Source organism: Cardiobacteriaceae bacterium TAE3-ERU3, assembly GCA_019218315.1.
Taxonomy (GTDB): Bacteria; Pseudomonadota; Gammaproteobacteria; order Cardiobacteriales; family Cardiobacteriaceae; genus JAHUUI01.
This window is the reverse complement of sequence record JAHUUI010000003.1, coordinates 268,915-294,931: the sequence shown is the minus strand read 5'-3', so window position 1 is coordinate 294,931 and position 26,017 is coordinate 268,915. Positions and strand designations below refer to the sequence as shown.

29 protein-coding genes are annotated in these 26,017 nt (G+C 51.4%); 12 read left to right on the top strand and 17 right to left on the bottom strand.

Going from position 1 to position 26,017, the window contains the following annotated elements; all coding sequences use genetic code 11:
* Positions 1 to 153: 153 nt before the first annotated feature.
* The 17 genes from KRX19_07660 to minC all read right to left on the bottom strand — a co-directional run bounded on the left by KRX19_07660 (position 154) and on the right by minC (position 13,771).
* Positions 154 to 1,407: a beta-lactamase family protein gene (locus tag KRX19_07660; GenBank protein MBV7434902.1), complete on the bottom strand. Its 1,254-nt coding sequence runs from the start codon at positions 1,405 to 1,407 to the stop codon at positions 154 to 156.
* 39 nt (positions 1,408 to 1,446) lie between these two features.
* Entirely contained in the window at positions 1,447 to 2,109 is a 663-nt protein-coding gene (locus KRX19_07655) for a heme exporter protein CcmB (GenBank protein MBV7434901.1), read from the bottom strand.
* 65 nt (positions 2,110 to 2,174) lie between these two features.
* Entirely contained in the window at positions 2,175 to 2,771 is a 597-nt protein-coding gene (ccmA, locus tag KRX19_07650) for a heme ABC exporter ATP-binding protein CcmA (GenBank protein MBV7434900.1), read from the bottom strand.
* 1 nt (position 2,772) lies between these two features.
* Positions 2,773 to 4,038 carry a hypothetical protein gene (locus KRX19_07645; protein ID MBV7434899.1) on the bottom strand — a complete coding sequence of 422 codons (1,266 nt, stop codon included), beginning with the start codon at positions 4,036 to 4,038 and terminating at the stop codon, positions 2,773 to 2,775.
* A gap of 18 nt (positions 4,039 to 4,056) precedes the next feature.
* Positions 4,057 to 4,644 carry a cytochrome c-type biogenesis protein CcmH gene (locus tag KRX19_07640; GenBank protein MBV7434898.1) on the bottom strand — a complete coding sequence of 196 codons (588 nt, stop codon included), beginning with the start codon at positions 4,642 to 4,644 and terminating at the stop codon, positions 4,057 to 4,059.
* A gap of 14 nt (positions 4,645 to 4,658) precedes the next feature.
* On the bottom strand, positions 4,659 to 5,405 hold the full coding sequence (gene nfsA / locus KRX19_07635) for an oxygen-insensitive NADPH nitroreductase (protein MBV7434897.1): 747 nt from the start codon (positions 5,403 to 5,405) through the stop codon (positions 4,659 to 4,661).
* 1 nt (position 5,406) lies between these two features.
* Positions 5,407 to 5,961, bottom strand: a complete 555-nt coding sequence (locus KRX19_07630; GenBank protein ID MBV7434896.1) for a DsbE family thiol:disulfide interchange protein — start codon at positions 5,959 to 5,961, stop codon at positions 5,407 to 5,409.
* Positions 5,958 to 7,880, bottom strand: a complete 1,923-nt coding sequence (locus tag KRX19_07625) for a heme lyase CcmF/NrfE family subunit (protein ID MBV7434895.1) — start codon at positions 7,878 to 7,880, stop codon at positions 5,958 to 5,960. The genes KRX19_07630 and KRX19_07625 overlap by 4 nt, the downstream gene beginning before the upstream one ends.
* Complete coding sequence (gene ccmE, locus KRX19_07620; protein ID MBV7434894.1) at positions 7,880 to 8,347, bottom strand: cytochrome c maturation protein CcmE; 468 nt, start codon at positions 8,345 to 8,347, stop codon at positions 7,880 to 7,882. The genes KRX19_07625 and ccmE overlap by 1 nt, the downstream gene beginning before the upstream one ends.
* The gene (ccmD, locus tag KRX19_07615) at positions 8,344 to 8,511 is read right to left on the bottom strand and encodes a heme exporter protein CcmD (GenBank protein MBV7434893.1); all 168 of its coding nucleotides are present in this window, start codon (positions 8,509 to 8,511) and stop codon (positions 8,344 to 8,346) included. Before ccmD ends, ccmE begins: the two co-directional genes overlap by 4 nt.
* Before the next feature lie 40 nt (positions 8,512 to 8,551).
* Positions 8,552 to 9,292, bottom strand: coding sequence for a heme ABC transporter permease CcmC (gene ccmC / locus KRX19_07610; protein MBV7434892.1), 741 nt, complete (start codon positions 9,290 to 9,292; stop codon positions 8,552 to 8,554).
* Between the two features lie 330 nt (positions 9,293 to 9,622).
* Positions 9,623 to 10,063, bottom strand: a complete 441-nt coding sequence (locus KRX19_07605; protein MBV7434891.1) for a TM2 domain-containing protein — start codon at positions 10,061 to 10,063, stop codon at positions 9,623 to 9,625.
* Between the two features lie 96 nt (positions 10,064 to 10,159).
* Entirely contained in the window at positions 10,160 to 11,512 is a 1,353-nt protein-coding gene (gor, locus tag KRX19_07600) for a glutathione-disulfide reductase (protein ID MBV7434890.1), read from the bottom strand.
* Between the two features lie 6 nt (positions 11,513 to 11,518).
* A complete protein-coding gene (locus KRX19_07595; GenBank protein MBV7434889.1) occupies positions 11,519 to 11,914 on the bottom strand; it encodes a heat-shock protein in 396 nt (131 codons plus the stop codon).
* Between the two features lie 2 nt (positions 11,915 to 11,916).
* Positions 11,917 to 12,207, bottom strand: coding sequence for a cell division topological specificity factor MinE (gene minE / locus KRX19_07590; GenBank protein ID MBV7434888.1), 291 nt, complete (start codon positions 12,205 to 12,207; stop codon positions 11,917 to 11,919).
* A 2-nt stretch (positions 12,208 to 12,209) separates the two neighbouring features.
* Positions 12,210 to 13,025, bottom strand: coding sequence for a septum site-determining protein MinD (gene minD / locus KRX19_07585; GenBank protein ID MBV7434887.1), 816 nt, complete (start codon positions 13,023 to 13,025; stop codon positions 12,210 to 12,212).
* Positions 13,026 to 13,054: 29 nt separating this feature from the next.
* A complete protein-coding gene (minC, locus tag KRX19_07580; protein ID MBV7434886.1) occupies positions 13,055 to 13,771 on the bottom strand; it encodes a septum site-determining protein MinC in 717 nt (238 codons plus the stop codon).
* A 339-nt stretch (positions 13,772 to 14,110) separates the two neighbouring features.
* Between minC and KRX19_07575 the strand changes: the two genes are divergently transcribed.
* The 12 genes from KRX19_07575 (at position 14,111) to KRX19_07520 (ending at position 26,001) form a co-directional block, all read left to right on the top strand.
* Positions 14,111 to 15,013 carry a metal ABC transporter substrate-binding protein gene (locus tag KRX19_07575; GenBank protein MBV7434885.1) on the top strand — a complete coding sequence of 301 codons (903 nt, stop codon included), beginning with the start codon at positions 14,111 to 14,113 and terminating at the stop codon, positions 15,011 to 15,013.
* A gap of 146 nt (positions 15,014 to 15,159) precedes the next feature.
* Positions 15,160 to 16,026 (top strand): ATP-binding cassette domain-containing protein, encoded by an 867-nt coding sequence (locus tag KRX19_07570; protein MBV7434884.1) that lies wholly within the window; start codon positions 15,160 to 15,162, stop codon positions 16,024 to 16,026.
* The gene (locus KRX19_07565) at positions 16,019 to 16,873 is read left to right on the top strand and encodes a metal ABC transporter permease (GenBank protein ID MBV7434883.1); all 855 of its coding nucleotides are present in this window, start codon (positions 16,019 to 16,021) and stop codon (positions 16,871 to 16,873) included. The genes KRX19_07570 and KRX19_07565 overlap by 8 nt, the downstream gene beginning before the upstream one ends.
* On the top strand, positions 16,870 to 17,718 hold the full coding sequence (locus KRX19_07560; protein ID MBV7434882.1) for a metal ABC transporter permease: 849 nt from the start codon (positions 16,870 to 16,872) through the stop codon (positions 17,716 to 17,718). Before KRX19_07565 ends, KRX19_07560 begins: the two co-directional genes overlap by 4 nt.
* A gap of 342 nt (positions 17,719 to 18,060) precedes the next feature.
* A complete protein-coding gene (locus KRX19_07555) occupies positions 18,061 to 19,482 on the top strand; it encodes a TIGR00366 family protein (GenBank protein MBV7434881.1) in 1,422 nt (473 codons plus the stop codon).
* Positions 19,479 to 20,624 (top strand): acetylornithine deacetylase, encoded by a 1,146-nt coding sequence (gene argE / locus KRX19_07550; protein ID MBV7434880.1) that lies wholly within the window; start codon positions 19,479 to 19,481, stop codon positions 20,622 to 20,624. Before KRX19_07555 ends, argE begins: the two co-directional genes overlap by 4 nt.
* 238 nt (positions 20,625 to 20,862) lie before the next feature.
* A complete protein-coding gene (locus KRX19_07545) occupies positions 20,863 to 21,642 on the top strand; it encodes a threonine/serine exporter family protein (protein ID MBV7434879.1) in 780 nt (259 codons plus the stop codon).
* A complete protein-coding gene (locus KRX19_07540) occupies positions 21,639 to 22,100 on the top strand; it encodes a threonine/serine exporter family protein (GenBank protein MBV7434878.1) in 462 nt (153 codons plus the stop codon). Before KRX19_07545 ends, KRX19_07540 begins: the two co-directional genes overlap by 4 nt.
* A gap of 314 nt (positions 22,101 to 22,414) precedes the next feature.
* Positions 22,415 to 23,389 (top strand): protein-methionine-sulfoxide reductase catalytic subunit MsrP, encoded by a 975-nt coding sequence (msrP, locus tag KRX19_07535; protein ID MBV7434877.1) that lies wholly within the window; start codon positions 22,415 to 22,417, stop codon positions 23,387 to 23,389.
* A gap of 2 nt (positions 23,390 to 23,391) precedes the next feature.
* Positions 23,392 to 24,000, top strand: a complete 609-nt coding sequence (locus KRX19_07530) for a sulfoxide reductase heme-binding subunit YedZ (GenBank protein MBV7434876.1) — start codon at positions 23,392 to 23,394, stop codon at positions 23,998 to 24,000.
* A 120-nt stretch (positions 24,001 to 24,120) separates the two neighbouring features.
* Complete coding sequence (tal, locus tag KRX19_07525) at positions 24,121 to 25,074, top strand: transaldolase (GenBank protein ID MBV7434875.1); 954 nt, start codon at positions 24,121 to 24,123, stop codon at positions 25,072 to 25,074.
* A 300-nt stretch (positions 25,075 to 25,374) separates the two neighbouring features.
* Entirely contained in the window at positions 25,375 to 26,001 is a 627-nt protein-coding gene (locus KRX19_07520) for a DUF1819 family protein (GenBank protein ID MBV7434874.1), read from the top strand.
* Positions 26,002 to 26,017 lie beyond the last annotated feature (16 nt).

Genomic DNA, 26,017 nt, shown 5'->3' with positions numbered 1-26,017 from the left:
AAACACCCTGCCTTACCAAGACCACTGAAAAATGGTGGGCATTTTTCAGTACAAGTAGTACTGCTTGCAGTCATACCTCTCACATTATTCGGCGTTAGATAATCAGCCTTAACGTACGCACAAGTGGATCATATAGGTATGTATGATCCGCTTTTATTTGCTTTTAAGATATCTTGCAACAGCGTGGTAAGCCGGTAGGGAATGAGCATCGTTGGCCGCATTGGCCGCGATGGGGTAGGAGGCAAAGCGCACAATGACCATCTCCGCAACGGGATCAATATAGATGGTTTGCCCGTATACACCACGTGCAGCAAAAGCACCGTGTTCGTTATTGGTTTTCCACCACATATTGCGGTAGCTCCAGCCCTTGAGGCTTTGGTGTTCAGGATCACGCGCAAATAGCTCAGGATCGCCATTTTGCTCAATGTCTTCACTGACGCTGGCTGGCAAGATCTGCTTGCCATTGAACGCACCTTTGCAGCGGATCATCTCGCCAAAGCGCGCCATGTCGCGGATATTGGCGTTGAAGCCGCCACCGGCAAAGGCCATGCCGACGCTGTCGAGTTGATAATACGCATCGATGTGGCAGCCGAGCGGTTGCCAGATACGTTCGGATAGCACTTGTGGCAACGGTTGATTTAATACGCGTGAAATCAGCCAACCAATCATGTCGGCATTGGGTGTGCGGTAGCCGAAAGATTTGCCGTGTTCGCCACTTTTTTGAATCCCTTGCAGGGCTTGGCAATAATCCTGTGGGCCGTGGTAGTCGGCTGGTTTTGGGAATGGATTTCCAGCAGCAGAATACGTCCAGATCTCGGCTTTTGGGTTGGCGTAGTCTTCGCTGTACTTGAGCGCGGTGGTCATGTCGAGCACTTGGTGCACAGTTGCATCAGCAAAGCCGGAGCCTTTGAGTTCGGGAATGTAGTGCGCACAAGTTTGCTGCGCATCAAGTACGCCTTCTGCGACTAAGGTTGCGCCAAGTGTTCCGGCAAACGTCTTGCTCACGGACATCGCTGCGTGTACATGATTAGGCTTGAGGGCGGCAAAATAGCGCTCGTAAACGAGCTTGCCACGGTGCAGGATGACGATGCCATCGGTATAGTTTTTGTACAGTGAATCAGCCCATGTCATTTCCGCTGAGCCATCGAGTGGCTGGAAGGTTAGAGCATCGATATTGGGGTCAAGTTGTTCACTAAATTCATGACGTTTTTCGGTAGCTGCTGGCACAACTGCCGTCGGGAAGAACTGGCGCATGTGGCATACGGAATAGCGCAGTGCCGGAAATTTGAAAAAGCTGCCGTCAACAGCTGAAAGTATGCACTCTTTGGGTGGTGGAAAGCCCTGCATCCAGCCAAAATTGACAGGATCAGATGCTTTGGCATCGAGGTAGTTGCTAGATTCATCCATGATCTACTACTCCTTTTATGATGGTTTACGTTCGTATGCTTAGGGCAATGATTGGGTTTTAAGTGCTAAGGTAGTAAATGGCAGCATAGTTAGCAAGGCAAATAGAGCAAATGCACCGAGCAGGGCAAGGTGGCCTTGATAAGTTAGCCCGTTCAAAATACTGCTTGCAGCAGTGACGCCGATAATCAGGATAGGAATATAGAACGGCACCACGATCAGAAACAGCAAAAAAGTGCTTTGCTGCTGGTTGACGGTCAGCGCAGCGCCAAGCATTGCAATGAGCAGCAACGACAGGCTGCCAAGCACAATCAGTGCTGCCAGTGCTGGCAGGGTCGCCAGCGGTATATGCAGCATCAGTGCAAGCAGCGGTAAGCAAATCAGAATTGGCAGCGAAAAGCGCAGCCACGCAGCGCCGAGCTTGGCCAGCGCTAACAACCAAAATTCGGACAGATGTACGCGATCTTGGCTGAGCGTGCCGTCGCGGTAATCCTCACTGAACAGTTGCTCACCGGCAAGCAATGCTGCGAGTAGCAAGGCCAGCCATAAAGCAGCCGGCGCACTGGCGCGCAAGGTATTTTCATCGCTACCCAAGGCAATGGGAAACAGAACAATAGTGAGTGCGAAAAAGAGCACTGGCTGAACCAGCTGATGTGGTTCGCGCCATGCGCTGAGTAATTCGCGTTTGATGAGTAGGGTGAGCATAGTTGATAGGATGAGGTACTAAAAAGTTTGGCGTTAGTATATCGATAACGTGCAGTGAGCGTGAATTAAGTTAGAGGGTGCTGGCTTAACGTGTGATTGGGAATTGGAAAGGGCTGGTGCGAGGTGACAATGATGCCGCCGCCGCTGTCGAGATGATTGGCGCAGTGCTCGCCAAGGCGTGCGATGGCGTGGACGTCGAGCGCGGTTAGGGGTTCGTCGAGTAGCCATAGTGGCGGGGTGTCGAGCCACAGGCGTGCGAGTTGGCAGCGGCGCTGTTGGCCGGCTGAGAGTTGGCGGGTAGGGCGATCGCTGACGCGCTCTAGCCCGACTTGTTCGAGTGCATGGCTGATGCGTTCGTCGAGGTTTTGGCGTGGCATGCGGTGATAAAGGCGGGCGATGAGCTGCAGGTTTTCGCGTGCAGTGAGTGATGCTTTGATGCCGGGACGATGGCCGAGGTAGAGCATGTCGCTATGGCGTTCGATGTTGCCGCCTTGTGCAGTGAGCAGCCCGGCAAGGGCTTGTAGTAAGGTGGTTTTGCCGCTGCCGTTGTCGCCGCTGAGGTGAATGGCTTGCCCTTTTTCGACGCTGATATTGTGCTGGCGCAGAATTGGGGTGTGGCCGCGCAGAATGGTGAGATTGGTCGCGCTGATGAGTTGTGCCATGTTACAGCTCGATGTGGATGGTGTCTGCTGCGGGCAGAGTGACGGTTTGCTCGCTCTCGGCGAGTGGCTGGCTCATGGCGTTGCCGTCGGGGCTGAGTTTGGCGCGCAGAGTGATGCTTGGTTGGTCGCCGAGAGTTGCGCCGCTCATGCTGTCTTCATCGCTAAGGGTGATGGTTTGCTGTGCTTGCGGGTCGTGGCGGCTGACTGCGAGCGGCATACGGCTACCGACCGGGCTGGCAATAAGGTAGAGCTTGGCTTGCGGTGTGATCTGGGCAAGCAGTTCGGGGCTGATGCTGATCTCAGTACGGATCTTGGCAGCGTCAGTATTGGCGCTATCCGTATTCGCTGTGGAGGCTGCGTTGGCACTGCTATTGCTACTTGTGCTGGCTGCTTCGGGTGCTTGTGAAACAGGCAGGCTGTCGTTTTGATCTTGTGCGATGGCTTGTTTGGTGTCGGCCAAAGTTTGCTCGATCATCGGGTAAAGCGGGTGGTCTTTGGCAGTGTTGTCGGCAAGTGCTTGCCACATGGGCAGGGCTTCGCTGTTGCGGTCAGATTGGCGGTAGCCCGCAGCGAGCAGAATTTGCGGCATGATGTCTTGCGGGTCGTTGTGGATGATGCGCTGCAAGATGGTTTCGATTTCTTCGCTCATCGGGCGGTTACGGCTGCCGAACAGAGTTGCTTGTGCGTAGTTGAGCGCAGTTTTGTCGTCATCTGGTTGCAAGCGGTAAAGGCTGTGGTAGACGGCAGCAGCGTAAGGGAAGTTGTTGTATTGCAGGTAGCAGCGTGCAAGGGTATCGAGCTGATCGGGGTCATTGCGGTCGATGCGGGTTTGTAGAAGCTGGCAGTAAGCGTTTAGGTCTTCAGCGGGCAATTGTGGGGTTTGTTCGCCGAGGTATTGGCTGCGGATTAGTGGTGCGTCGAGGGTGCTGTCGAGCTTTTGCCATTGCAGGGTATTGCTACCGCCGAGCATATACCATGCGTATCCGGCGGCGCCGAGTGCAGTGATGGTGAGCAGTACAATCCATATTGGCAGACGCCCGCTGTGCTGGCTGGTGCGATGCTGTTGCAGGCGCTTGAGTTCATGATAGAGGCGGTAGTCACGTTCACTTTGCTGCGTCGGATCTGCTGCTTCGGGCTGTGCATCGTAGAGCGCAACGAGGTCGCGCGCTTCACGCTTTTGGTCAGGTGGCGTGAGTGGGCGACGGCTGGCAATGAGCAGCCATACGGCAGTGAGGACGATTGTGGCAATGATGATGGTGACGGTCATGCGGGATTCTCGCGCTGGTTATTGTGGCGGTTGGTTGTTGTTTTGCTCAGTCTGATTTGCGTTGGTGGCCTTGGATGGCGAGCGATTTTCCATCAGTAATTTGCGCAGTTCGGCTTGTTGTTCGGGGCTGAGGGCGGCGATTTGGCGTTGGCGACCGCGCACGATAAGCCATACGATGAGCGCGATAAGCATCAGCCCGGCTGGGGCAAGCCACAATAGCCATGTGCGTGCGTTAAATGGTGGGCGGTAAGTGATGAAATCACCGTAGCGATCAACGAGATAGCTGCTGATTTCACTATTGTTCTTGCCTTGCTGGATTTGCTCAGCAATTTGCTGGCGCAGCTGGCGTGCGAGTGGTGCGTTAGATTCGGCGACGTTGTTGTTTTGGCACGTCGGGCAGCGAATTTCTTTGATCAAGGCGTAGTATTGCGCTTCTTGCTCAGGGGTGCTGAATTCAGGTGCGTCGTCAATGGCGGCCCACAAGGTTGTGGAGAGTAGTGCGAGTACGAACAGCGCGGCTGCTTTGAAGATGTTGCCAAGTAATTTAGGGGGCGTTTGCAGGTAAACGCCCCGAGATTGTGCTGATGTGATCTGAGTAGTGTGCATGGTATTGCTCAGTTTCATTGTTGCAGGAATCCTTGCGCTTTGGCGATGGCGTGTAGGGTTTTGCGTTTGACTGGGTGCAGTGCTTTGACCATGAGTTGGCGCCAGCTTTCAGGGCGTTTACCACTGCTGCGCTGCTCATAATAGTCGGCGATGCGTTGGTCGTATTCATCGAGTGCTGCTTTGACGACAGCGGGGTCGTGCTGATAGTGGTTTTCGTGGTAAACGGCATTAAGCGAGAGGCGTGGCTTTTGGCTGCCTTCACTATCAGGATAACCAACGACGACGCCGAACAGCGGCAAAGTGTATTGGGGAAGGTCGAGCAATTCGATGATGCGCTGTGGATCGTTGCGTAGTGCGCCGATATAACACGCGCCAAGCCCTAATGATTCAGCAGCGAGAACGAGGTTTTGCGCGGCCAGTGCCGCGTCGATGGCGGCAACACTGTAGCCTTCAGTGGTGTCGAGGCTTTCGCTGTGCTCATAGCCAGCTTCCTGGCAGATGAGGTGGTGGCGATAGTAGTCAGCGACGAAGACGAAGAGGTGGCCGTTGTCACGAACATGCTGCTGGGTGGCAATCTCCGAAAGGGCTTGCTTGATCTCCGGATCGGTGATGCCGATGATGCTGTAGGCTTGTTTGTAGCTTGAAGTAGACGCCATTTGTGCGGCTGCGACGAGGCGCTCAACAGTTGCTTGGTCGAGCGCTTTAGGCTTAAAGCGGCGGATGGAACGGTGGTTGTGGATGAGGTTGATGGTGTCGGTCATATCAATGTTCCTTAATCAGAGGCAAAAAGTTATTTTGCCAGATTTGTGCGTTCATTGGGCCGGCGTAGCGGTAGAGGATGGTCTTATCCGGTGCAATGAGGAAGGTTTCCGGTGCACCGTACACGCCGAGGTCGATAATCAGGCTGCCTTTCGGGTCGGTGAGGACGAGGCTGTACGGATTGCCGAGTTCGCGCAGAAAGCGCTTGGCATCGTGGGCTTCATTGGGGTTGTCGGCTGGCCAGTTGAGCCCGATGATGGGAATGGTTTTGCCGAGCTGCATAAGATAAGGATGCTCTTGGTGGCATGCCGGGCACCAGCTGCCCCAGACGTTGAGCAAGAAATAACCATCGGGTAAGTCGGCAACGGTGCGCTCGCGATCATTATCGAGCGCGGGCAGGGTGAAGTGGATGTCGCCATCGCCCGTGCCAAAGCGGCTGCCTTGGCGCACGGCATCAAGCTCCTGCGGGTTTTTACCCAGCCCAAGGGCGAAGAAGCCAATCAGAGCGGTAAAGGTAACGGCGATGAGGATGGTGAGAATAATGCTGCTTCGTTTCATTTGCTGCCTTTGTCTTGGCGGTATTTGCGGTCAGTGGCGGCGATAAGTGCGCCGAGCGCCATCAATACGCCGCCGAGCCATATCCAGATAATAAAGGGTTTGTATTGCAGGCGGATCGCCCAAACGCCGTCGCCAATTTGTTCACCCATGGCGATGTAGAGATCGTGGGTTGGCGTGACGAGGCGCGCTGATTCAGTCATTGGCATAGTCGAGGAATGATATTGGCGCTTGGCCGGGGCGAGTACTTCAAAGAAACTGTCGTCATCAGTTTTGCCAATGCGGAACAGACCTTTGGTCGAGTGATAGTTGGGGCCATCAACATCGCGCAGGCCGAGCAGGGTAATGCGGTAGTCGGCAATGCTGACTTGGTCATCTTTGTGGATACTCAAATCCTGCTCATTGGAATAAGTGCCGGTGGCGGTGATGGCGAGTGCCATGACAATAAACCCTAGGTGTGCAAGGAGCATACCGAGATGGCTGCGACGGATGTTACCGCGCTGTTTGATGATGCTGTCGACTGTGTCGATGAGTACGGCGGCAAGGGCAAAACCAGCGATAAATACCGCAATAAGGGTCATCGGGTTACTGTCGGGGATGATGCTGATAGCAAGCAAGATTGTGAAAGCCAGAGCAAAGCCAAGTCCGCCGAGGATGCGCGGAATGACGCGCGGCAAGCGGTCACGTCGCCAGTGCAACAGCGGCATGACGCCGAGCAGGGCAAGGCTGACAAGGGCGAGAGGTACAATGAGGCGATTAAAATACGGTGCGCCGACCGAGATCTTGCCAAGGTTGAGTACGTCAGCGGCGAGTGGGTAGAGTGTGCCGATCAAGACGATGAGGCACGCACCGGAAAACAGCCAGTTGTTGGCGAGCAGCCCTGTTTCGCGTGACAACAGGTTATATGGTGCGTGGCGCGATAGGGTTGAGGCACGGGTGATTAGCAGAACCAATGCCGGCAGAGTGATGGCGACGAGTAGCGCGAGAATAAATATACCGCGGGTCGGATCAGATGCGAAGGCGTGTACTGAGGTGAGGACACCTGAGCGCACGAGGAATGTACCGACCAGGCTCAGCGAGAAGGCGAGGATAGCGAGCAGGCTGGTCCAAATCATGAAGATACCGCGTCGTTCACTGGCGGCGAGCGAGTGAATGAGTGCAGTGCCGATCAGCCATGGCATCAGTGAGGCGTTTTCGACCGGATCCCAGAACCACCAGCCGCCCCAGCCGAGTTCGTAATACGCCCAGTAGCTGCCAAGTGCGATACCGAGGGTCAGGGTGAGCCATGCAGCAAGCGTCCACGGGCGGGCACGCTTGATCCACAGGCTGTCGAGGCGGCCTTGCCACAGCCCAGCGACGACAAACGCAAAGGCGACGGCAAAGCCGACGTAGCCTGCGTAAAGTAGCGGCGGGTGGAAGATGAGGCCGGGGTCTTGCAACAGAGGGTTGAGGTCGCGGCCGTCAAAAGGAATTGGGAATTGGCGGTCGAACGGGTTTGAAGTCAGGGCAATAAAGGCGATAAAACCGAGTGCGATGTAGCCGAGGACGCACAAGACGCGGATGCGGAAGTCAGCAGGCAGTGCTGCACTGCGCCACGTGACTGCTGCCGTCCAAATGCTGAGGATGTATATCCATAACAGCAGCGAGCCTTCGTGCCCACCCCAAACTGCTGAGAGGCGATAGTACCACGGTAGCTGTGCATTGCTGTTGGTTGCGACGTAGATCAGTGAGAAGTCGTTGGCGTAAAAGGCGTAGCCGAGGGCGATAAAGCTGATGCTGAGCAGGTAAAACTGCCCTTTGGCACAAGCGACAACGAGGCTTTGTGCGCGAGGATTACGCGCTGCGAGCAGCGGCAGAGTGCATTGTAAAAAAGCGAGCGCGCCTGCGAGCAGCAGGGTGAGGTGACCAATTTCGCCTGTCATTAATACTGCCCCTGTTTTTGGCCTTGCTTGTGGTCGTAGCCACTGCGTTTCATGTCTTCGGCGACTTCTGGCGGCATGTAGTTCTCATCGTGCTTGGCGAGGATGGTGGTGGCGCGGAATTCACCATCTGCCCCAAGCTTGCCTGTGGCGATGATACCCTGGCCTTCGCGGAACAGGTCGGGCAGGATGCCGGTGTAGTGCATGGTTAGTGGAGGATTCTGGAAGTCAGTAATGCGGAACGTCACGCTGAGGCTATCGCCTTCACGTTGTAATGAGCCGTTTTCAACCATGCCACCAACGCGGATGCCGTCCTGCTCTGCTGGCATTTCGTTTTTGGCCAGCGCCTCAAGAGAGTAGTAGTGATTGAGGTTTTCTTGCATGGCGTAGAGCAACAGCCCAATGCCGGTAGCCGCGACGACAAAGATGGTCAGGATCAAGGTCAAACGCTTCTTTTTTACCGGTTTCATGATGCCACCTTCAGCGCTTCAAGGGTGCGTTGCAGGCGGCGGTGGCGTGCACGGACGGCGATATGGGCAATGATGATCACGCTTAGCGAGATGCCATAAGCACTCCAAACATAAGGAGCGTGTCGCCCCATGGCGAGTAATTCGGTGAAGTTGTCAAAAAACATGGCGTTGGCCTCATGGTGTCATTTTATTTATGTCGTTATTTTATTGGCGGGCGAGTAAGCGGTCGATACGATGCTGTAATATCAAATTTTGCATACTCTTGAGGACGTAAGCGAAGAACAGCAAGTAATAAGCCGCTAGGCAGATCAGCAGTGGCCAAAGCATACTGCTGCTGATTGACGGTGTGTCTAGCTTGAAAATCGTCGCGCCCTGATGCAACGAATTCCACCACACCACCGAATAGTGGATAACCGGAATATTGATGACGCCGACCACGGCAAGGATGGCGCAGATGCGGTCAGCTTGCTGGCGGTCAGGAATGCTGGTTTGCAGCAACATATAGGCGGTATAGAGAAACAGAAGAATGAGTTCCGAAGTGAGGCGTGCGTCCCACGTCCAATATGCGCCCCAGGTTGGCTTGCCCCAGATCGCTCCGGTGATGAGCGCCAGTGCGGTAATAATCGCACCATAAGGTGCAGCAGCTCGGGCAAAGATCGCGGCAGTGCGTACGCGCCAGATGAAGAAAACCGCAGATGCGACTGCCATCATGACGTAAATCGACATCGATAGCGCGGCAGCAGGCACGTGAATATAGATAATGCGGAAGCTGTTGCCTTGCTGGTAGTCAGCAGGCGCAAAAGCCAACCCCCAAATAATACCAACGATGAGCGCGAGCCAGCCTAGCGGCGTTAACCACGGCAAGATATAGCCGGTGAGCCGATCAAACCCAGCCGGGCTTGCCCATTGGTGTCCCCATTTGCGGATGCGCTGCCATGTACTCATGTGGTCTCTATGATTGTCTTTTTAGAATGTGCGGCATTATAAGACAACTTTTGATAAATTAAAATTTTGATTGTATTTGAGGATATCTATCTTGAAATACAATGCACATTTTTTAAAAAGTTGATGAAAATCATTCGCTTCTTGGCTCTTTGTTGTTGCACTCTTCACGCTGGAGTTTAGTACAAAAATGCGTTGGGCAGATTGCAGTTTGATGAAAATCTGCGGCTTATCTCAGTCAGTTGTTTGTACTGCTTATTGCCGCCGGGTTGCAGCGAGAATGAGATTCGGGGTGCGCTGCATACGCACCCCGGACATCAATGCCAAAAAGACCTAACGCAGGCCTGCTTCGCGGTGCTTGATGGTGATTTGCTCGTTGAGGGTGAGGAAATCATAGAGAATGCCAAGGCCGAATAGCCCAGCGCTGCACAGATAGATCAAGCCGGTAATCCATTTACCCATGTAGAAGCGGTGAACGCCAAATACACCGAGAAAGGTCAGCAGTAGCCATGCAATGCTGTAATTGATTGGGCCGGTCAAAAAGCGGTTATCAGCTTGTTTGTCCATCGCTGGAATCAGGAATAAATCGATGATCCAGCCAATGAAAAATAGCCCTAGGGTAAAAAAGTAAATGACGCCGCTGATGGTTTTGCCGTAGTAAAAGCGATGCGCACCAATAAAGCCGAAGATCCATAATAGGTAGCCCATGACGATGCTGTGTGAGCTTTGGGGAAATTTTTCCGGCTGTGAGGTGTGAGGTATAGGTTGTTGCATGATGATTCCTTGCTTGTAGGGTGGTTCGCGAGCAGTCGTTAAATGACTGCCCGCTAATATGTTTGCCGCAAATTATGCGTCTATTCTATGCTGGTGTTAGCGCAAGGTGACGAGCTCTTCCGAGCTGGTTGGGTGGATCGCGACGGTATCATCGAAGTCTGCTTTTGCAGCCCCCATTTTGACCGCTACTGCGAAGCCTTGCAGCATTTCATCAACGCCGTCACCGATCATCTGAATACCAATCACGCGTTCGGCTTTGCCTTGGCAGACCAGCTTCATCAGCGTTTTGGGCTTGTGAACGGCAAAGGTTCGAGCCATAGGCGTGAACTTGGCGCGGTAAACTTTGATTTCTTCTTCGCCAAAGGCTTCGATGGCTTCGGCTTCACCAAGGCCAACTGTACCAATTGGTGGATGGGTGAACATCACGGTTGGGATGTTGTTGTAGTCGAGTTTGGCATCAGGCTGATCATTGAACAGGCGTGCAGCCAAGCGGCGGCCAGCAGCAATAGCGACCGGCGTCAGGTCAATTTGCCCGGTGACGTCGCCAAGCGCGTAAATGCCATCCACACTGGTATTTTGGTAGTCGTCCACCGTAATGGTGCCATCGTCATTGGCTTTGATTCCGGCTTGCTCGAGGCCAAGCTCGGCGGTCAGTGGGATACGGCCGGTTGCCCATAGCAGGCAATCAGTTTCGACCATGTCACCATTGTCGTAATGGATGTGTAAGGTGTCTGCGACTTGCTCAACTTTGCTGATTTGGGTTTCAAAGCGCAGTTTGATGCCTTGCTCGACCATGGCTTCTGCAAGAGTGTCTGTGATGTCTTCATCAAGTGTGCGCAAGACGCGGTTTTTGCGTACAGCGAGTTCGCACTGTGTACCAAGTGCTTGCATGACGCCGGCAATTTCGCAGGCGATGTAGCCAGCGCCAACGATCACAGCATGCTTGGGCTGCTCTTCCAGGGCAAAAAATCCATCTGAAGTGATGCCGAGTTCTGCGCCTTCGATATCAGGAACGACCGGCTTGCCACCAACGGCAATCACGATGTGCTTGGCACGGTAGGTCTCACCATTGACTTCGACGCTATTTTGGCCATTAAAACGCGCAAAACCTTCAATTAAAGTTACTTCACTTTTATCGAGGTTGTTGGCGTAGATGTGGTTGAGGCGGGCGATATAGGCATCGCGATCTTTCTTGAATTGCGCCCAGTTGAATGGATGCGCCTTATCCATGCCTTCAAAACCGAATTTTGGTGCATTTTCGAGCGCTTCCGCGGTGTTTGCTGCATACCAAAACAGCTTCTTTGGCACGCAACCGACGTTGACGCAAGTGCCGCCGAGCTTTGCACCTTCGATGACGGCGACTTTTGCACCGTATTCAGCTGCACGACGTGCGGTAGCAATGCCGCCGGAGCCGCCGCCAATGCAGATAAGGTCAAATTCTTTGCTCATTAAATATTACTCCTGATGTTTGATCGCGCGGATGTCTCTTCTCGCACGTTTATCGGGGCGCTTGTCGGGAAAATCAACCATATTGCGCGCAATTTGCTGCTGTTCGCGCAGGGCTGCACGCAAGGCGATACTTTCAGCACTTTCTTCATAAAGGTTTTGCGCCAGCTTTGCTGAGAGCCGTTTACTGCTGACGTCTGTCACGGTGACGGTAAATTCGAGCTCGGCTTGCTTGCGGATGTGGAGGACGTCTCCGGCTGAGATACTACGCGCTGGCTTGGCGCGTTGGCCATTGACGTCCACGCGGCCATTTTTGATCGCAGAGACGGCAAGTGGGCGGGTTTTGAAAAAACGTGCCGCCCACAGCCATTGATCTAATCGGACTGATTGCTCAGTTTGACTCATGGTTAACTGGTCGTGATCTTTCCGTCAGTGCTCTCAGGTAAATTGATATTCAAAGCAAGTACGTCCATTTCGCCTTCTTTGGAAATATTGGCCTCGATATCGTCTGGATGAATGTTGACGTACTTTTTCACTACTTGGAGAATTTCGCGCTTCATGTCTTCCATGAACGCTGGTTCGTTGCGCTTGTTGCCATTACGACCATCGCGCTGATGGGCGACGATGATTTGCAGGCGCTCTTTAGCAGTTTTGGCTGAATTGCTTTGGCGACGAAAGAGGTGATCTAAAAAACCCATGCTTAGCCTCCCAGCAATTTAGAGAAAAAGCTTTTGCGTTTGGCATCGAGGAAGCGATGCGGCAGCGCACTATTGCCGAGTAAACGTTCAACCGCATCAGAATAAGCTTGGCCGGCATGGCTGTCGCTGTTCAGGATGACCGGTTCACCCTGGTTTGATGCAGAGAGTACTGCTTCCGATTCAGGAATAACGCCGAGCAGTTCGATAGAAAGAATGTCGATGACGTCTTCAACGCTGAGCATTTCGCCCATCTTGACTCGCTCTGGGCTGTAGCGGGTGATGATGAGGTGCTCTTTAACTGGCTCAAGGCCTTCTTCAGCACGCTTGGATTTGCTGGCAAGAATACCGAGGATGCGGTCTGAGTCGCGTACGGATGAGACTTCAGGGTTAGTGGTAATGATAGCCTCATCAGCAAAATACAATGCCATCAATGCACCACGCTCAATACCGGCTGGAGAATCGCAAATAATGTATTCGAAGCCCATTTCCTTAAGCTCATCAATGACAGCGGCGACGCCTTCTTTGGTCAGTGCGTCTTTATCGCGGGTCTGTGAAGCAGGCAGGATATAGAGGTTTTCAACCCGCTTATCGCGGATGAGCGCCTGGTGCAGGGTAGATTCGTTATTGATGACGTTGACCAAGTCATAGACCACACGGCGCTCAACGCCCATGATTAAATCGAGGTTACGCAGGCCAACATCGAAGTCGATGACGGCTGTTTTATGTCCTTTCAATGCGAGGCCGGCAGAGAGGCTTGCGCTGGTCGTGGTCTTACCGACGCCGCCTTTACCCGATGTGACAACAATTACTTTACTCATGTAGACGTCCTTAATTTAAGCAATGGGTTTTATTTTGGCATTAGTGAGCGCACGGACATGAGCTCATCAGAATCGAGTGTTATCAGGCAATTTTTTTGCCCTTTATACGGCTCGAGTTGTTCCATGTTTTGATAGCAGCCGGCAATCGAAACCAGCTCGGCTGCCAGTTCACTACAGAAAATAATGCAGTCGTGATCGCCTTTTGCACCGGCGAAAGCGCGCCCACGCAAGCTGCCATAAACAGAAATATGTCCATCAGCGATGATTTCTGCGCCAGCACCAACCGTCCCGATCACGATCAAATCACAGCCTTTGGCATAAACACGTTGCCCTGAACGTACGTGCTGACGGATGATTTTGGCATTGCACGCGGCTGGTTGCTCTGGGAGGTATTCGGGAGTTGGTTGATTTGCCTTCTCGCGACCGCTAGCCGTTGGCATGCGCTTTTCGGCCGTTTGGGCAAGCTGTATATCAGCTAGCCCGGCTGCTTGTAATACTGATGCGTCACAGCGGTGATTGCTGATGCCGATCAGCGTCAAGCCAAATTCGAGAAACAGCTTTTTGATCGCGATTAAGCGTTCTGCTGAGTCAATTGCAGCCTGATTTAGGTCTGCAACGAAAGGCATGCTGGTGAAAAAGCCTTGGGGGGCTTTGCCTACAGCATTTTCCAATTGTGCTTGCATCAGTGCCTGATCATCACTATCCAGTGTGATGGTTGTGATGCCTGCTTGTCTGTTTTTGAACAAAGAATTACCCGACTACCATGATTTAACAGGCGAATGATACGGATTTATGTCGCGCTGCTCAAGTATTGATGGCAAATGAATATACATTGCAGCACGATAGTTTTTTGATTGGTATCGAATGACTGTATTTACGGGGGAGAAGAGTGAGTGACACGACAATGAAGGTGGCCGCTATATGCATCAGAAAAGTATGTTCAATATTCAATATTTTTAATGAATTACATGGGTAAGTGCAGTCTGTTAAGTTTACTGGAAAAATTTTACCAAGTTGTAGTTGCCAATCATTATTGTTTTTTATACCGTATCCGCTCCGTTTAATTTTTTTGGAGCATTTTTATTATGTCTGTGACCTCAAAATCTATTTTGGCTGTGGTTATTTCTGCTGTCTGCGCATTTGGTTATGCCAAAGATGACAAGTTTACCGTTGCAACCACTTTCACCGTCATTGCCGATATGGCGCAAAACGTTGCTGGCGATAGCGCTGAAGTGGTTTCTATTACCAAGCCAGGCGCTGAAATTCACGACTACGAGCCGACTCCCCAAGACATCGTGCGCGCACAAGAAGCCGATCTGATTCTTTGGAACGGCATGAACCTTGAGCGTTGGTTTGAAAAATTCTTTGCCAATATTGATGGTGTTCCTTCTGTCGTTGTGACTGAAGGTATTGAGCCAATGTCGATCAGTGGTGGTGAATATGATGGCAAGCCGAATCCACATGCGTGGATGTCTACCACTAGCGCCAAAATTTATGTCGATAACATTGAAAAAGCGCTGGCTGAATATGACCCTGAGCACGCTGAGCAATACGCCGCTAATGCCGAAGCGTATAAAGCCAAAATTGACGACATGGACAAGCGCATCCGTGCTGAGCTTGAAACCGTACCAGAAGAGCAGCGTTGGCTGGTGACCAGTGAAGGCGCGTTCTCTTACCTCGCTCGTGATTATGGCCTGAAAGAAGCGTATCTGTGGCCGATCAACGCTGAGCAGCAAGGTTCTCCGGATCAGGTCAGTGCGCTGATCGATAAGGTTCGTGAGAACAACATTCCAGTGGTGTTCAGTGAAAGTACTATTTCCGACAAGCCTGCGCGTCAGGTCGCTAAAGAAACTGGTGCTGCTTATGGTGGTGTGCTTTACGTCGACTCATTGTCTGAGCCAGATGGTGCGGTACCAACTTACCTCGACCTGCTTGATGTAACAACCGGCACAGTACTCAAGGGCCTGACTGGTAAAGCTGCTAAGTAATTGGCTGTGTAATGGCTCTGTGTTGCTGCTGTGACGCAGCAACACAGAACTCAAATTAACGTCAAATATTGCAAGTGGCGTGGTACGAAAAGTGCCGCGCTTTTGCTGTTTGACAACGAATGCTTCAGCAGAAGCAGGAGTGAGTAATGCAGGAAGTCTCTCTTACCGCGCAGGAAGTGCGCGTGACTTATGCCAATGGCTATACCGCGATTCACGATGTCAGCTTTTCATTAAATGGTGGCACAGTATGCGCGTTGGTCGGGGTGAATGGCAGCGGTAAATCAACGCTGTTTAATTCAATCATGGGCATTGTGCGCCCGCAGACCGGCGAAATCCGCCTCAGCGGCTTGTTGGCTGCGCAAGCGGTCAAGCAAAATGGCGTCGCGTATGTGCCGCAATCAGAAAATATCGACTGGCAATTCCCGATTTTGGTGCGCGATGTGGTGATGCAGGGGCGCTATGGCCACATGGGCTTTATGCGCATCGCACACCGCAGCGACCATCAAATCGTACAGGCTGCAATGGAGCGCCTCGGCGTTGAGCAGCTTGCCGAGCGCCAGATTGGCGAGCTGTCCGGTGGGCAGAAAAAGCGCGTGTTCCTCGCGCGTGCGCTGGCTCAAGAAAGCAGGATTATTTTGCTTGATGAACCATTTACTGGAGTGGACGTTAAAACCGAGCATGCGATCATGGAATTGCTTCAGGAATTGCGTCGCGAAGGTTATCTGATCCTCGTCTCGACCCATAACCTCGGTACGGTACCGGATTACTGTAATGAGGTGGTGATGATCAACCGCACGGTGATTGCGGCTGGTGATACGGCAACGGTCTATACCCATGAAAACCTGGAAAAGACCTTTGGTGGCATCTTGAAGCACATCAGTATCGATGGGCAGACTTCGCCATCGGAATCTGTAACGATCGTGACAGACGACGAACGTCCGGCGGTATTTCTCGGTGGTCGCCATCATCCGGCCAATTATGGTGGAAAGGGCGAGGACAAGCGCAATGATTGAATGGCTACTCGAACCGTTTACCTATAACTACATGGTCAAGGCGATGGCGGCAAGTGCGCTGGTTGGTACCGTTTGCGCCTTGCTGTCTGTTTTTCTCATGCTCAAGGGATGGTCGCTGATTGGTGATGCACTGTCGCATGCGGTTGTGCCGGGTGTTGCGGGTGCATACGCACTGGGCTTGCCTTATGCGATGGGCGCATTTTTTACCGGCTTTCTCGCCGCTACTGCTATTTTGGGATTGAACCAGATTGCGCGCCTCAAGCAAGATGCGGTCATCGGCTTCGTATTCTCGGCATTTTTTGCCGCCGGTTTGCTGCTGATATCGCTGAATCCGACTTCCATAAGTATTACCGCAATTATTTACGGCAATATTCTCGGCATGAGTGATAGCGACCTGTGGCAAATCATGTTTATCGCAGCGATCACACTGGTACTGTTCGCACTCAAGTGGCGCGATTTCATGCTGATGTTTTTCGATGAGACACAAGCAGTCGCCGCAGGGCTTAACGTGACGCGTTGGAAAATCATCTTTTTTGCCATGCTCAGCGCGGCAGTGGTGTCGTCGTTGCAGGCCGTTGGTGCGATCCTCGTGATTGCACTGGTGATCACGCCAGGTGCGACCGCCTACCTGCTCAGCGATCGCTTTGGCCGCGTACTGGTGATTGCAATGCTGATCGGTTTGCTGACCAGCTTTTTTGGTGCGTATCTGAGCTACTTCGTCAATGGCGTCACCGGTGCACTGATTGTCGTACTACAAACGGCGCTGTTCATTTTGGCTTTCCTGTTCTCGCCGAAGTACGGACTGATTCCACGCAAGATACGCTTGCGTAAGGCGGTGGCGGTATGAGTATGTTGCAATCTTTTTTCACTGCACCACTGCATTACACGTTCATGCAGCAAGCGTTGGTGATTGCGGTCATCGTCGGTATCGTTTGCGCGTTGCTGTCGTGCTTTTTGGTGCTTAAAGGTTGGTCGCTGATGGGGGATGCGATTTCGCACGCGATTTTGCCCGGTGTGGTACTTGCCAGTATTGCCGGTCTGCCGCTCAGTATCGGTGCATTTGTATCGGGGCTTTTGTGTGCACTTGCGACCGGATATGTGCGCAGTAACAGCCGCATCAAGGAAGATACTGCGCTCGGTATCGTCTTTGCCGGCATGTTTGCACTCGGTATTTTGATGTTTACCTACATCGATACTGAGCAACACCTGACCCATATCCTGTTTGGCAATATCCTCGGCATTGAAAAAGCCGACCGCATTCAGGTTTATGTGATTGGGGCAGTAGTTTCAGCGGTGATTTTGCTCAAGTGGCGTGATCTGATGCTGTTCGTCTTTGATGAAGCGCATGCACGCGTTGCGGGGTTGCCGGTTAAATGGCTGCACTATGGGCTGTTGATCTTGCTCGCGCTGACTTCGGTCGCGGCTATTCAGGCTGTTGGCGTGGTGTTGGTTGTGGCGATGCTGATCGCGCCGGGCATTACCGCGCAGTTGGTTTGCCGCCGCTTTGGGCGCATGATGATCGTTGCCTGTGCTGTATCGGTATTTTCCGGCGTATTTGGTGTATTGCTCAGCTTCCACGCTGATGCATCGACCAGCGCCTGTATTGTTCTGACTCAAGCTGCACTGTTTGTCGTCGCTCTGATTTGGCAGCGCTTCAGCGTGATTTACCGCTTCCGACAGACGGCTTCATGATCAGCTAATATATAATTTATATTATAATTTTTTAATCTAAAGCCGTATATATATGAGTATATACGGCTTTATTTTTATATGGTTACGTTTTTTACGGTGATCTGTGCAGCTGCAATTGCTTTGCCAAAATGGTTTCAGTAAAGTCTGTACTGAGAGGGAATAAATTTTGTTCATTTCCTAATCGTGATCGCTGGTCAATTTCGCATTTTATGCAGGTGTGGCGCAGAGGTGCGTATGTCATCCACAATATTTTTACTGCGCTGGCAAAGTAAGACCGTAATGCAGCAATAATGCCCGAAAGCGATAGGTGATCCTTCACTACTTGATGCAAAGGAACAGTTTATGGCGAATAATGAATCTGCAACCTCATCAAAAAAGCGCTGGTATCACTATATCCCTGATCCGATGGTGCTTATTTTCCTGATTCTGGTGTTTGTTTGGATACTGACGTGGATCATTCCAGCCGGTGAGTTTGACCGCGTTGAAATGAATGGCCGTATGGCGGTGGTCGCAGATTCATTCCATACCACTGAGCCAGCGCGTCTCTCGCCTTTGGCGCTGTTCTTTGCCATCCCTGAAGGGTTGGTTGCCGCGGCAAATATCGTCTTTATTACCTTGATTGCCGGTGGCTTGTTCCATTTGCTTTCAGCATCTGGAGCGCTGGAAAATCTGGTCGGTACCGTGGTTAATAAAATCGGGCCAAAGCGCCGTACGCTACTGGTGTGGGTGATGACTTACGTATTCGGCTTGCTCGGCGTGACAGTTGGCTATGAGAACAACATCGCGTTGGTACCGATTGCCATCTTGATCGGGCTGGCGATTGGCGGTGATTTGATGGTCGGGCTGGGTATTGCCATTGGCGGTATCGGCTTTGGCTTTGCCACTTCTCCCATCAACCCGTTTACCGTTGGCGTGTCGCAAGATATTGCTGAAATTCCGCTCTTTTCCGGTGTACTGCTGCGCTCCGTGTTTGCCATAGCGGTGTTGGCACTCATGGCACACCATACCTCGCGCTATTTACACAAAATCCAGCAGCATCCGGAAAAAAGCCTGACCAAAGGATTGTCTACCGAAGGGATGAAGCTTGGTAAGCCAATCAGCGAGTACCGGATTGAAGCGAAGGACTGGAAAGTGTTGATTACGTTCCTCGCCGGACTGGCTTTGCTGCTGTATGGCGTTTTCGCTCACGGTTGGTACATCAACGAAATCGCCGGTATTTTCCTGATGATCGCAGTAGTCAGCGGTCTGCTGTTGGGTATGAGTGGTAAGCGCATTGCTGAGCATTTTGTTGAAGGCGCATCCGCAGTGATCGGCGGTGCTTTGCTGATTGGTTTGGCGCGCGCAATTCAGGTTTTACTTGAGCAGGGTAATATAGGTGACACGATTATTAACGCACTGGCAGCGTCTATTTCGGATTTACCACTGATGCTGTCAACGATTTTGATGACGCTTGTGCACGGCATCATCAACGTCTTTATTCCGTCGGGCAGTGGGCAGGCGATGGTGACGATGCCGATCATGATCCCGCTATCCGACCTTATTGGCATGACCCGACAAACGGCTATTTTGGCATTCCAGGTAGGTGATGGCTTTACCAACATGATCGCGCCAACCTCAGGTGGTACGCTGGCGATGCTGGCCTTGGCTGGTGTCTCGTATGATCGCTGGGTACGTTTTTTGTTCCCAATGGTGGTTAAAGCCTATGTGCTGAGTTGGGTATTTTTGGCGGTTGCCGTTGCAATTAATTGGAGTGCAGTACTATGAGTAATCTGAGAACAAAAGCCATCCTCGAACGCTTGATTGGCTTTGATACCGTATCGAGCAACAGCAACCTGAATTTGCTCGCGTGGATTGAGGATTATCTGCGTGATTACGGCGTAGAGAGCAAGCGTATTGATGAAGTGGAAGGCAAAGCAAGCTTGATTGCGCGTATCGGGCCGGATGGTCCAGGCGGGTTGGTCTTTTCCGGCCATACAGACGTGGTACCGGTCGCCAGTCAGCCGTGGTCGCGTGATCCGTTTACCTTGCACGAAGAAAATGGGCGCTATTACGGACGCGGCACTTGCGATATGAAAGGCTTTATCGCCTGCGTGTTGGCGCAAGTACCATTTTGGACGGAGAAAGCTTTAAGCCGCCCGATCTATCTCGCGTTTACCCGTGATGAAGAAATTGGCTGCCTCGGCGCTGAGGCAATGGCGGCTTATCTCAACGCACGCGGGGATGAAAAGCAGCTGGTGATCGTCGGTGAGCCGACTTCAATGCAGCCGGTGGTCGCACAAAAGGGGATCACCAGCTTCCGCACCACGGTCTATGGTGAAGCTGCGCATTCCAGCCAGGTCGGGCAGGGCGTCTCTGCGGTACACATTGCCGCACGGCTGGTAACTGAAATCGAGCAAGTAATGGCTGCACTGGTCGAAGATGGCGAAGTGGACGAAGGATTTAACGTACCATTCAGTTCGCTGCACGTCGGGATTATTGGCGGTGGTACGGCGATCAATGTCAAGGCGCGCGAGTGTTCATTTGAATGGGAAATTCGCCACTTGCCAACCCAAACCATGGAAGCAATCATGGCGCGGGTTGATGCAGTTATAGCGCGCTTGCAGGTCGAGTATCCTCAGCTCAGGGTGCAAACCGATATGATTGGTCATACCGTGCCCGGGCTTGCAAACCGCGATAACGATCATATTCTCGATGTGGTCAGTCGCAACTTGCCGCAAGATGCCGAGCCTAAATACGTTGCTTATGCAACTGAGGCAGGTACATTCCAGCAACATGGCTTTGAAGTGTTGATTCTTGGCCCGGGTAGCATTGAGCAGGCACACCAGCCTGATGAATGGATCGAGAAAGTACAATTGACGCAATGCGAGACGTTCTTGCAGCGTGTGGTTGATGATTATTGTCTTTAATACGTCATCAGGTGCGAATGATGGGCAAGCCTTTGTTCGCACTATTGAAGCCATTTGGGTAAATCATTGAAGGCACTTGTGTGGCTACTTTGTCGTGACTGTGACGCTTGTATGTTTTGTGCAACTACTCGTGCTCAAGTGGCGTTTCTTGCGCAGAATATGAAATGTAAACATTTCGCGAGATTATAATATTGCGCACCATCAACATGCGCACCACCTTCAGGCATATTGCGACATCATGGATTTAATTACTCACCATAAAATTACTCACCTCTGCGCACTGACGGCGCAATTACTGCTGGCCAATGGCGCTGAAAGTGAGTTGATTGTGTCGTCGGCGACGCGTTTGGGCCTCGCTTTAGGTGTTGACCGGGTTGAATGTACGCTGACAGCTAACTCAATTGTGTTGTCAGTGTTGGTTGGCCATCATTACGTTACTACTGCGCATCGCGTTCCCGAGCACGGTGTGAATATGACCACGGTAGCCGCCATCCAGCGTATGGTGCTGAATGCTGAGGCCGGGCATATTGATTATCGTCAAGTTGAAAAAATCCTTGGTCGCTTACCGTATCCTGCCTACCCACGCTGGCTGGTTGCGGTGATGGTGGCGCTATCGTGTGCCTGCTTTGCCAGATTGGCTTCTGCTGATTGGTTGTCATGTGTGGTGGCATTTTTTGCGGCATGGGTAGGCATGATTGTTCGCCAGCAACTGACGCGCTATCGGCTCAATGTGTTGATCGTGTTTATCCTTACTGCATTTAGTGCAAGCTGCGTTGCAGGATTGGCGTTGAAGTTGGGCGTCGATGGTAGCCCTCATCAAATGATGGCTGCTTCGGTGCTGATGCTTGTGCCCGGATTTCCATTGATCAATGCGTTATCTGATGCACTTAAAGGTTATATGAATATGGGCGTTGGGCGCTGGATGCTGGCGACGGTGCTAACACTCGGCGCTTGCCTTGGCATTGTGCTTGCGCTGCTTGTTCTAGGGCTAGATAGTGGGGTGGTGTTGCCGCGATGATTCTTTGGACGATTTTTCAAGATATGTTACTCGCCGCGATACCGGCCGTCGGCTTTGCCTTGCTGTTTCACGTACCACGCCATGCTTTGCGCTATTGTGCATTTCTCGGCGCACTTGGCCATGGCAGTCGGACGGCGATGGAAATGGCTGGGCTGACGACTGTATTTGCGACTTTTTTTGCTGCTGCACTGATTGGTTTCATTGGCGTATGGCTAGGGCGGCGCTATCGTGCCCATCCTAAAGTGTTTACGGTGTCAGCAATTATTCCAATGATCCCGGGCGTCTATGCTTATCGTGCGATGATTGCTTTATTGGAAATCCAGAAATTCGGCTTTTCTGATCTTCGCCTCACTGCATTGGTTGATAACTTCGTACAGGCTGGATTTTTATTGTCCGCGATGGTGTTTGGGCTGGCATTGCCGGGGTTATTGTTCTACCGCAATAAGCCCGTTGTTTAGTTTGCAGCCAAAATGCTGCTTGTGTTGTACGGCTTTGAATAAATTTTAAAGTGCGTGAATAGGCCACTTTTCTACGATAATGGTCGGTCTTTATTTTTAATGTGCTGTTGTTATTGAATTTTACGCTAGTACATCATGTTAAAATAAATCAGTTGATTAAAATAATAAATCTTACAGTTATTTTTCTAACATTAACGCAATTAGTAATAACCGCAAAGCGTGGCAAACTATGTCTGCATAATTTTAAAAACAATCAGCCATAGCATTGCCATCATGAGCCACTTGGCGTCGGCAATAGGTTAAAAGGAGTATTCATGTCAGATCGTAGTCAAATAACGCCAGAAGTGGTTTTTCAACGCCGCCGCCGATTTCTCAAGTTTGCTGGTGCCGCAGGAGTAGGTGCAGCAGGGGGATTGGCCTTTAATCAGATTCTCAATGCCAAGCAAAATTCATTACCGCTCACTGCAGAAGAGGCGGAAATATTTAACGTGGCACGCAATGGGGAATATGGTGCCGGGCTTGAGCCAAGCCCGTATGACGTCATCACCGGCTATAACAATTTCTACGAGTTTGGCTACGACAAAGGCGATCCGGCCCGCCATGCGCACAGCTTGCAAACTTCGCCTTGGGCGGTGGAAGTTGGTGGTTTGGTCGAAAATCCACAGACCTTTTCAATGGATGAAATTCTCAAGCGCTTTCCGCTAGAAGAGCGCGTATATCGCTTCCGCTGCGTTGAGGCGTGGTCAATGGTGATTCCATGGGTTGGGTTTCCACTGGCTGCTTTGGTTGATGCTGTGCGCCCGACTGCTGATGCAAAATTTGTCGCATTCGAGACGCTCTATGCGCCTGAGCAAATGCCGGGACAAAGCGGCTTTAGCGGCATTGATTTCCCATACCGAGAAGGCTTGCGCCTCGATGAGGCAACCAACCCTCTGACACTGCTCGCCGTCGGCGTGTACGGCAAGCCGATGCCTAAGCAAAATGGTGCACCAATTCGTCTGGTTGTACCGTGGAAATATGGCTTCAAGAGCATTAAGTCAATCGTCAAGATTAGCTTCGTCAAGGATATGCCGCGCACAACCTGGATGGATCTCGCACCGCGTGAATACGGCTTTTATGCCAACGTCAACCCTGAAGTCTCACATCCGCGCTGGTCGCAAGCAAGTGAGCGAATTGTGGATGGTGGTTCGTTGTGGTCGGTCAAGCGCCAAGATACGCTGATGTTCAATGGCTACGAAAAAGAAGTTGCCCATATGTATCAAGGCATGGATCTGCGTCGGAATTTCTAAGCATGAAGATCAATAAACGTATGCTGCCGTGGAAAATCGGCGGCCATTTGCTCGGTATTGCACCGCTCGGCTATATCGTGTGGCTGAGCGTAAGCGGGCGGCTTGGTTTTGATCCGGTCAAGGAACTGATTCATGCGCTGGGCTTCTCCGCGGTATTGCTGCTGATGGCAACACTGCTCGTCACTCCACTGCGCAAGCAGTTTCGCAAGCTTGCACCACTGATCGGAATTCGTCGCCTGCTCGGGCTGTGGACGTTCTTTTGGGCATGCGCGCATGTGCTCGCCTTTGCCTGGCTGGAATTGGGCTGGGACGTCGCATTTCTTGCGCAGGAAATCGTCAAGCGCCCTTATATGCTGGTTGGTATGGCGGCGTGGGTACTGCTATTTGCACTGGCGGTTACCTCAACGCGTGGTATGCAGCGTCGCCTCGGCAAGCGCTGGTTAACCTTGCACCGCAGTATCTATGCCATAGCTTTACTGGTTGGCATACATTATTGGTGGTCATTGAAAATAGTCAATGCAGGAGATCTTGGCTGGATTTTCGCCTTGTGGATTATCGTTGCGCTACGTTGGCTGCCAGTGTGGCGTAGAACGGCCGTGGGCTCGCGCTAGAATCTTATATAGTCGCTTTATTTTTGGTTAGAAGGACGCAATAAAGACGAGTTGTATTGATGTGGCAAAAATGCCTATCATGGGCGCTGATCAACCATGAGTAACAGTCAGGAGAAATCCATGAATCAATTGGACGCATTGCGCGAAATGACCGTCGTCGTCGCCGATACTGGTGACATTGAAGCGATCAAAAAATACCATCCGCAAGACGCGACGACCAACCCGTCTTTGATCTTAAATGCCGCTTCATTGCCACAATACGCGCGCTTGATCGACGAAGCAGTGGCATATGCACAAGCACAAAGTGACGACAAAGCGCAGCAGCTGGTTGATGCGCAAGACAAACTCGCAGTCAATATCGGGCTGGAAATTCTGAAAATTATTCCAGGGCGTATCTCTACCGAAGTTGATGCGCGCCTTTCCTACGACACAGAGCAAACCATTGCCAAAGCACGTAAGCTGATTGCGCTTTATAACGATGCCGGTATTGAAAATGACCGTATCCTGATCAAAATTGCCTCGACCTGGCAGGGTATCCGCGCCGCCGAGCAGCTCGAAAAAGAAGGCATCAACTGCAACCTGACCTTGCTCTTCTCGCAAGCACAGGCGCGTGCGTGCGCTGAAGCAGGCGTGTATCTCATTTCACCATTCGTCGGGCGGATACTCGACTGGTACAAAGCCAACAGCGGGCAAAGCGAGTACGCAGCGGCAGAAGACCCCGGCGTATTGTCGGTGAGCAAGATTTATCAGTACTACAAGCAGCACGGCTACGACACCATCGTCATGGGCGCAAGCTTCCGCAATACCGGTGAAATCACCGAACTTGCAGGCTGCGACCGCCTGACCATCGCACCGGCATTGCTCGAACAGCTGCAAGCAAGTGACGAAGCTCTACCACGCAAGCTCAATGCGGAAACCGCTTCGATCGATAAGCCTCAGCCAATGAGTGAAGCCGAATTCCTGTGGGAACACAACAGCGACCCAATGGCAGTTGAAAAACTCGCCGAAGGCATCCGCAAATTTGCCGTTGATCAGGAAAAACTGGAAGCATTGTTGGCGGAAAAGATCGGATAACAAAGCCAGATTTTACTGCCTTAAAATCTATACAGTTTAGAAATTACTTGATGTATGGTGATAGATACCATTTTTTATGATTGATTTATAAAAATGGAGCTGACAAGGACTTTTGGGGCAGTAAAAATGAATTGAAGGGTATTTTGATATTAACTTTTAAACTGATCTAGCTTTGCTTTACTAGGATTCCGCATACTTGACTTAAAAAATATAATTTTGATAACCAGATGATCTGAGATCTAAAACGAATGGTAGAATCCTATGATTTTGCATGGATAACCTAATGGGACTTGGATCTAAATGAATAACGATAGATACAGTATGTCATTTACTACGGGGGGAATTTTGCACCGTGAGTCGGTTGAGTTAGCTTTATTGTATCTTGACCTTGGCAACTGGGATTCTGTTCGAACGCAGGTTATTGTAGAAAACACCTTACAGACGAGAACATTAAGTACCCTGCAAAGAATCTACCGAGAAGCCAGCTCTCGGTTGCAGACCTTGACGTTAACAGAAATAGAATTCCTAGCTAGTTGTAGCTATCAAGAGCAGTCTTACATACTTTGGCTTGCGATTTGTCGCAGATATAGATTTGTCGCTGATTTCGCTATTGAAGTACTTCGAGAGCGTCATATCACATTAAAGGGCACCCTAACCCACGAAGATTTTGACGCTTTTTTTAACCGAAAGTCTGAATGGCATCCAGAACTGGATAAGATTACTCCTGCAACCAGAGCTAAACTTCGGCAAGTTCTCTTCAAAATATTACGTGAAACGGATCTTTTGACTTCTGATAATTTGATACAAACAGCTTTATTAAGCCCAAGAATGCTGGATATGATTAACCAAATAAGGCAAAGTGATATTTTGTTTTTCCCTGTGTTTGAATCTGATGTAAAGGAGATGAAAAAGTGTCTGCCGATTTAGCGAAAGCTCCGATTTC

Excerpts from the sequence above, each read along its gene's own strand:
- tal (MBV7434875.1), top strand. The coding sequence starts at position 24,121 with ATGAATCAATTGGACGCATTGCGCGAAATGACCGTCGTCGTCGCCGAT.
- KRX19_07630 (MBV7434896.1), bottom strand. The coding sequence starts at position 5,961 with ATGAAACGAAGCAGCATTATTCTCACCATCCTCATCGCCGTTACCTTT.
- KRX19_07660 (MBV7434902.1), bottom strand. The coding sequence starts at position 1,407 with ATGGATGAATCTAGCAACTACCTCGATGCCAAAGCATCTGATCCTGTC.
- KRX19_07605 (MBV7434891.1), bottom strand. The coding sequence starts at position 10,063 with ATGCAACAACCTATACCTCACACCTCACAGCCGGAAAAATTTCCCCAA.
- KRX19_07625 (MBV7434895.1), bottom strand. The coding sequence starts at position 7,880 with ATGACAGGCGAAATTGGTCACCTCACCCTGCTGCTCGCAGGCGCGCTC.
- ccmE (MBV7434894.1), bottom strand. The coding sequence starts at position 8,347 with ATGAAACCGGTAAAAAAGAAGCGTTTGACCTTGATCCTGACCATCTTT.
- ccmD (MBV7434893.1), bottom strand. The coding sequence starts at position 8,511 with ATGTTTTTTGACAACTTCACCGAATTACTCGCCATGGGGCGACACGCT.
- gor (MBV7434890.1), bottom strand. The coding sequence starts at position 11,512 with ATGAGCAAAGAATTTGACCTTATCTGCATTGGCGGCGGCTCCGGCGGC.
- KRX19_07530 (MBV7434876.1), top strand. The coding sequence starts at position 23,392 with ATGAAGATCAATAAACGTATGCTGCCGTGGAAAATCGGCGGCCATTTG.
- KRX19_07645 (MBV7434899.1), bottom strand. The coding sequence starts at position 4,038 with ATGACCGTCACCATCATCATTGCCACAATCGTCCTCACTGCCGTATGG.
- msrP (MBV7434877.1), top strand. The coding sequence starts at position 22,415 with ATGTCAGATCGTAGTCAAATAACGCCAGAAGTGGTTTTTCAACGCCGC.
- KRX19_07640 (MBV7434898.1), bottom strand. The coding sequence starts at position 4,644 with ATGCACACTACTCAGATCACATCAGCACAATCTCGGGGCGTTTACCTG.
- KRX19_07575 (MBV7434885.1), top strand. The coding sequence starts at position 14,111 with ATGTCTGTGACCTCAAAATCTATTTTGGCTGTGGTTATTTCTGCTGTC.
- minD (MBV7434887.1), bottom strand. The coding sequence starts at position 13,025 with ATGAGTAAAGTAATTGTTGTCACATCGGGTAAAGGCGGCGTCGGTAAG.
- ccmC (MBV7434892.1), bottom strand. The coding sequence starts at position 9,292 with ATGAGTACATGGCAGCGCATCCGCAAATGGGGACACCAATGGGCAAGC.
- KRX19_07655 (MBV7434901.1), bottom strand. The coding sequence starts at position 2,109 with ATGCTCACCCTACTCATCAAACGCGAATTACTCAGCGCATGGCGCGAA.
- nfsA (MBV7434897.1), bottom strand. The coding sequence starts at position 5,405 with ATGACCGACACCATCAACCTCATCCACAACCACCGTTCCATCCGCCGC.
- ccmA (MBV7434900.1), bottom strand. The coding sequence starts at position 2,771 with ATGGCACAACTCATCAGCGCGACCAATCTCACCATTCTGCGCGGCCAC.
- KRX19_07570 (MBV7434884.1), top strand. The coding sequence starts at position 15,160 with ATGCAGGAAGTCTCTCTTACCGCGCAGGAAGTGCGCGTGACTTATGCC.
- argE (MBV7434880.1), top strand. The coding sequence starts at position 19,479 with ATGAGTAATCTGAGAACAAAAGCCATCCTCGAACGCTTGATTGGCTTT.
- KRX19_07560 (MBV7434882.1), top strand. The coding sequence starts at position 16,870 with ATGAGTATGTTGCAATCTTTTTTCACTGCACCACTGCATTACACGTTC.
- KRX19_07545 (MBV7434879.1), top strand. The coding sequence starts at position 20,863 with ATGGATTTAATTACTCACCATAAAATTACTCACCTCTGCGCACTGACG.
- KRX19_07520 (MBV7434874.1), top strand. The coding sequence starts at position 25,375 with ATGAATAACGATAGATACAGTATGTCATTTACTACGGGGGGAATTTTG.
- KRX19_07595 (MBV7434889.1), bottom strand. The coding sequence starts at position 11,914 with ATGAGTCAAACTGAGCAATCAGTCCGATTAGATCAATGGCTGTGGGCG.
- KRX19_07555 (MBV7434881.1), top strand. The coding sequence starts at position 18,061 with ATGGCGAATAATGAATCTGCAACCTCATCAAAAAAGCGCTGGTATCAC.
- minE (MBV7434888.1), bottom strand. The coding sequence starts at position 12,207 with ATGGGTTTTTTAGATCACCTCTTTCGTCGCCAAAGCAATTCAGCCAAA.
- KRX19_07540 (MBV7434878.1), top strand. The coding sequence starts at position 21,639 with ATGATTCTTTGGACGATTTTTCAAGATATGTTACTCGCCGCGATACCG.
- KRX19_07565 (MBV7434883.1), top strand. The coding sequence starts at position 16,019 with ATGATTGAATGGCTACTCGAACCGTTTACCTATAACTACATGGTCAAG.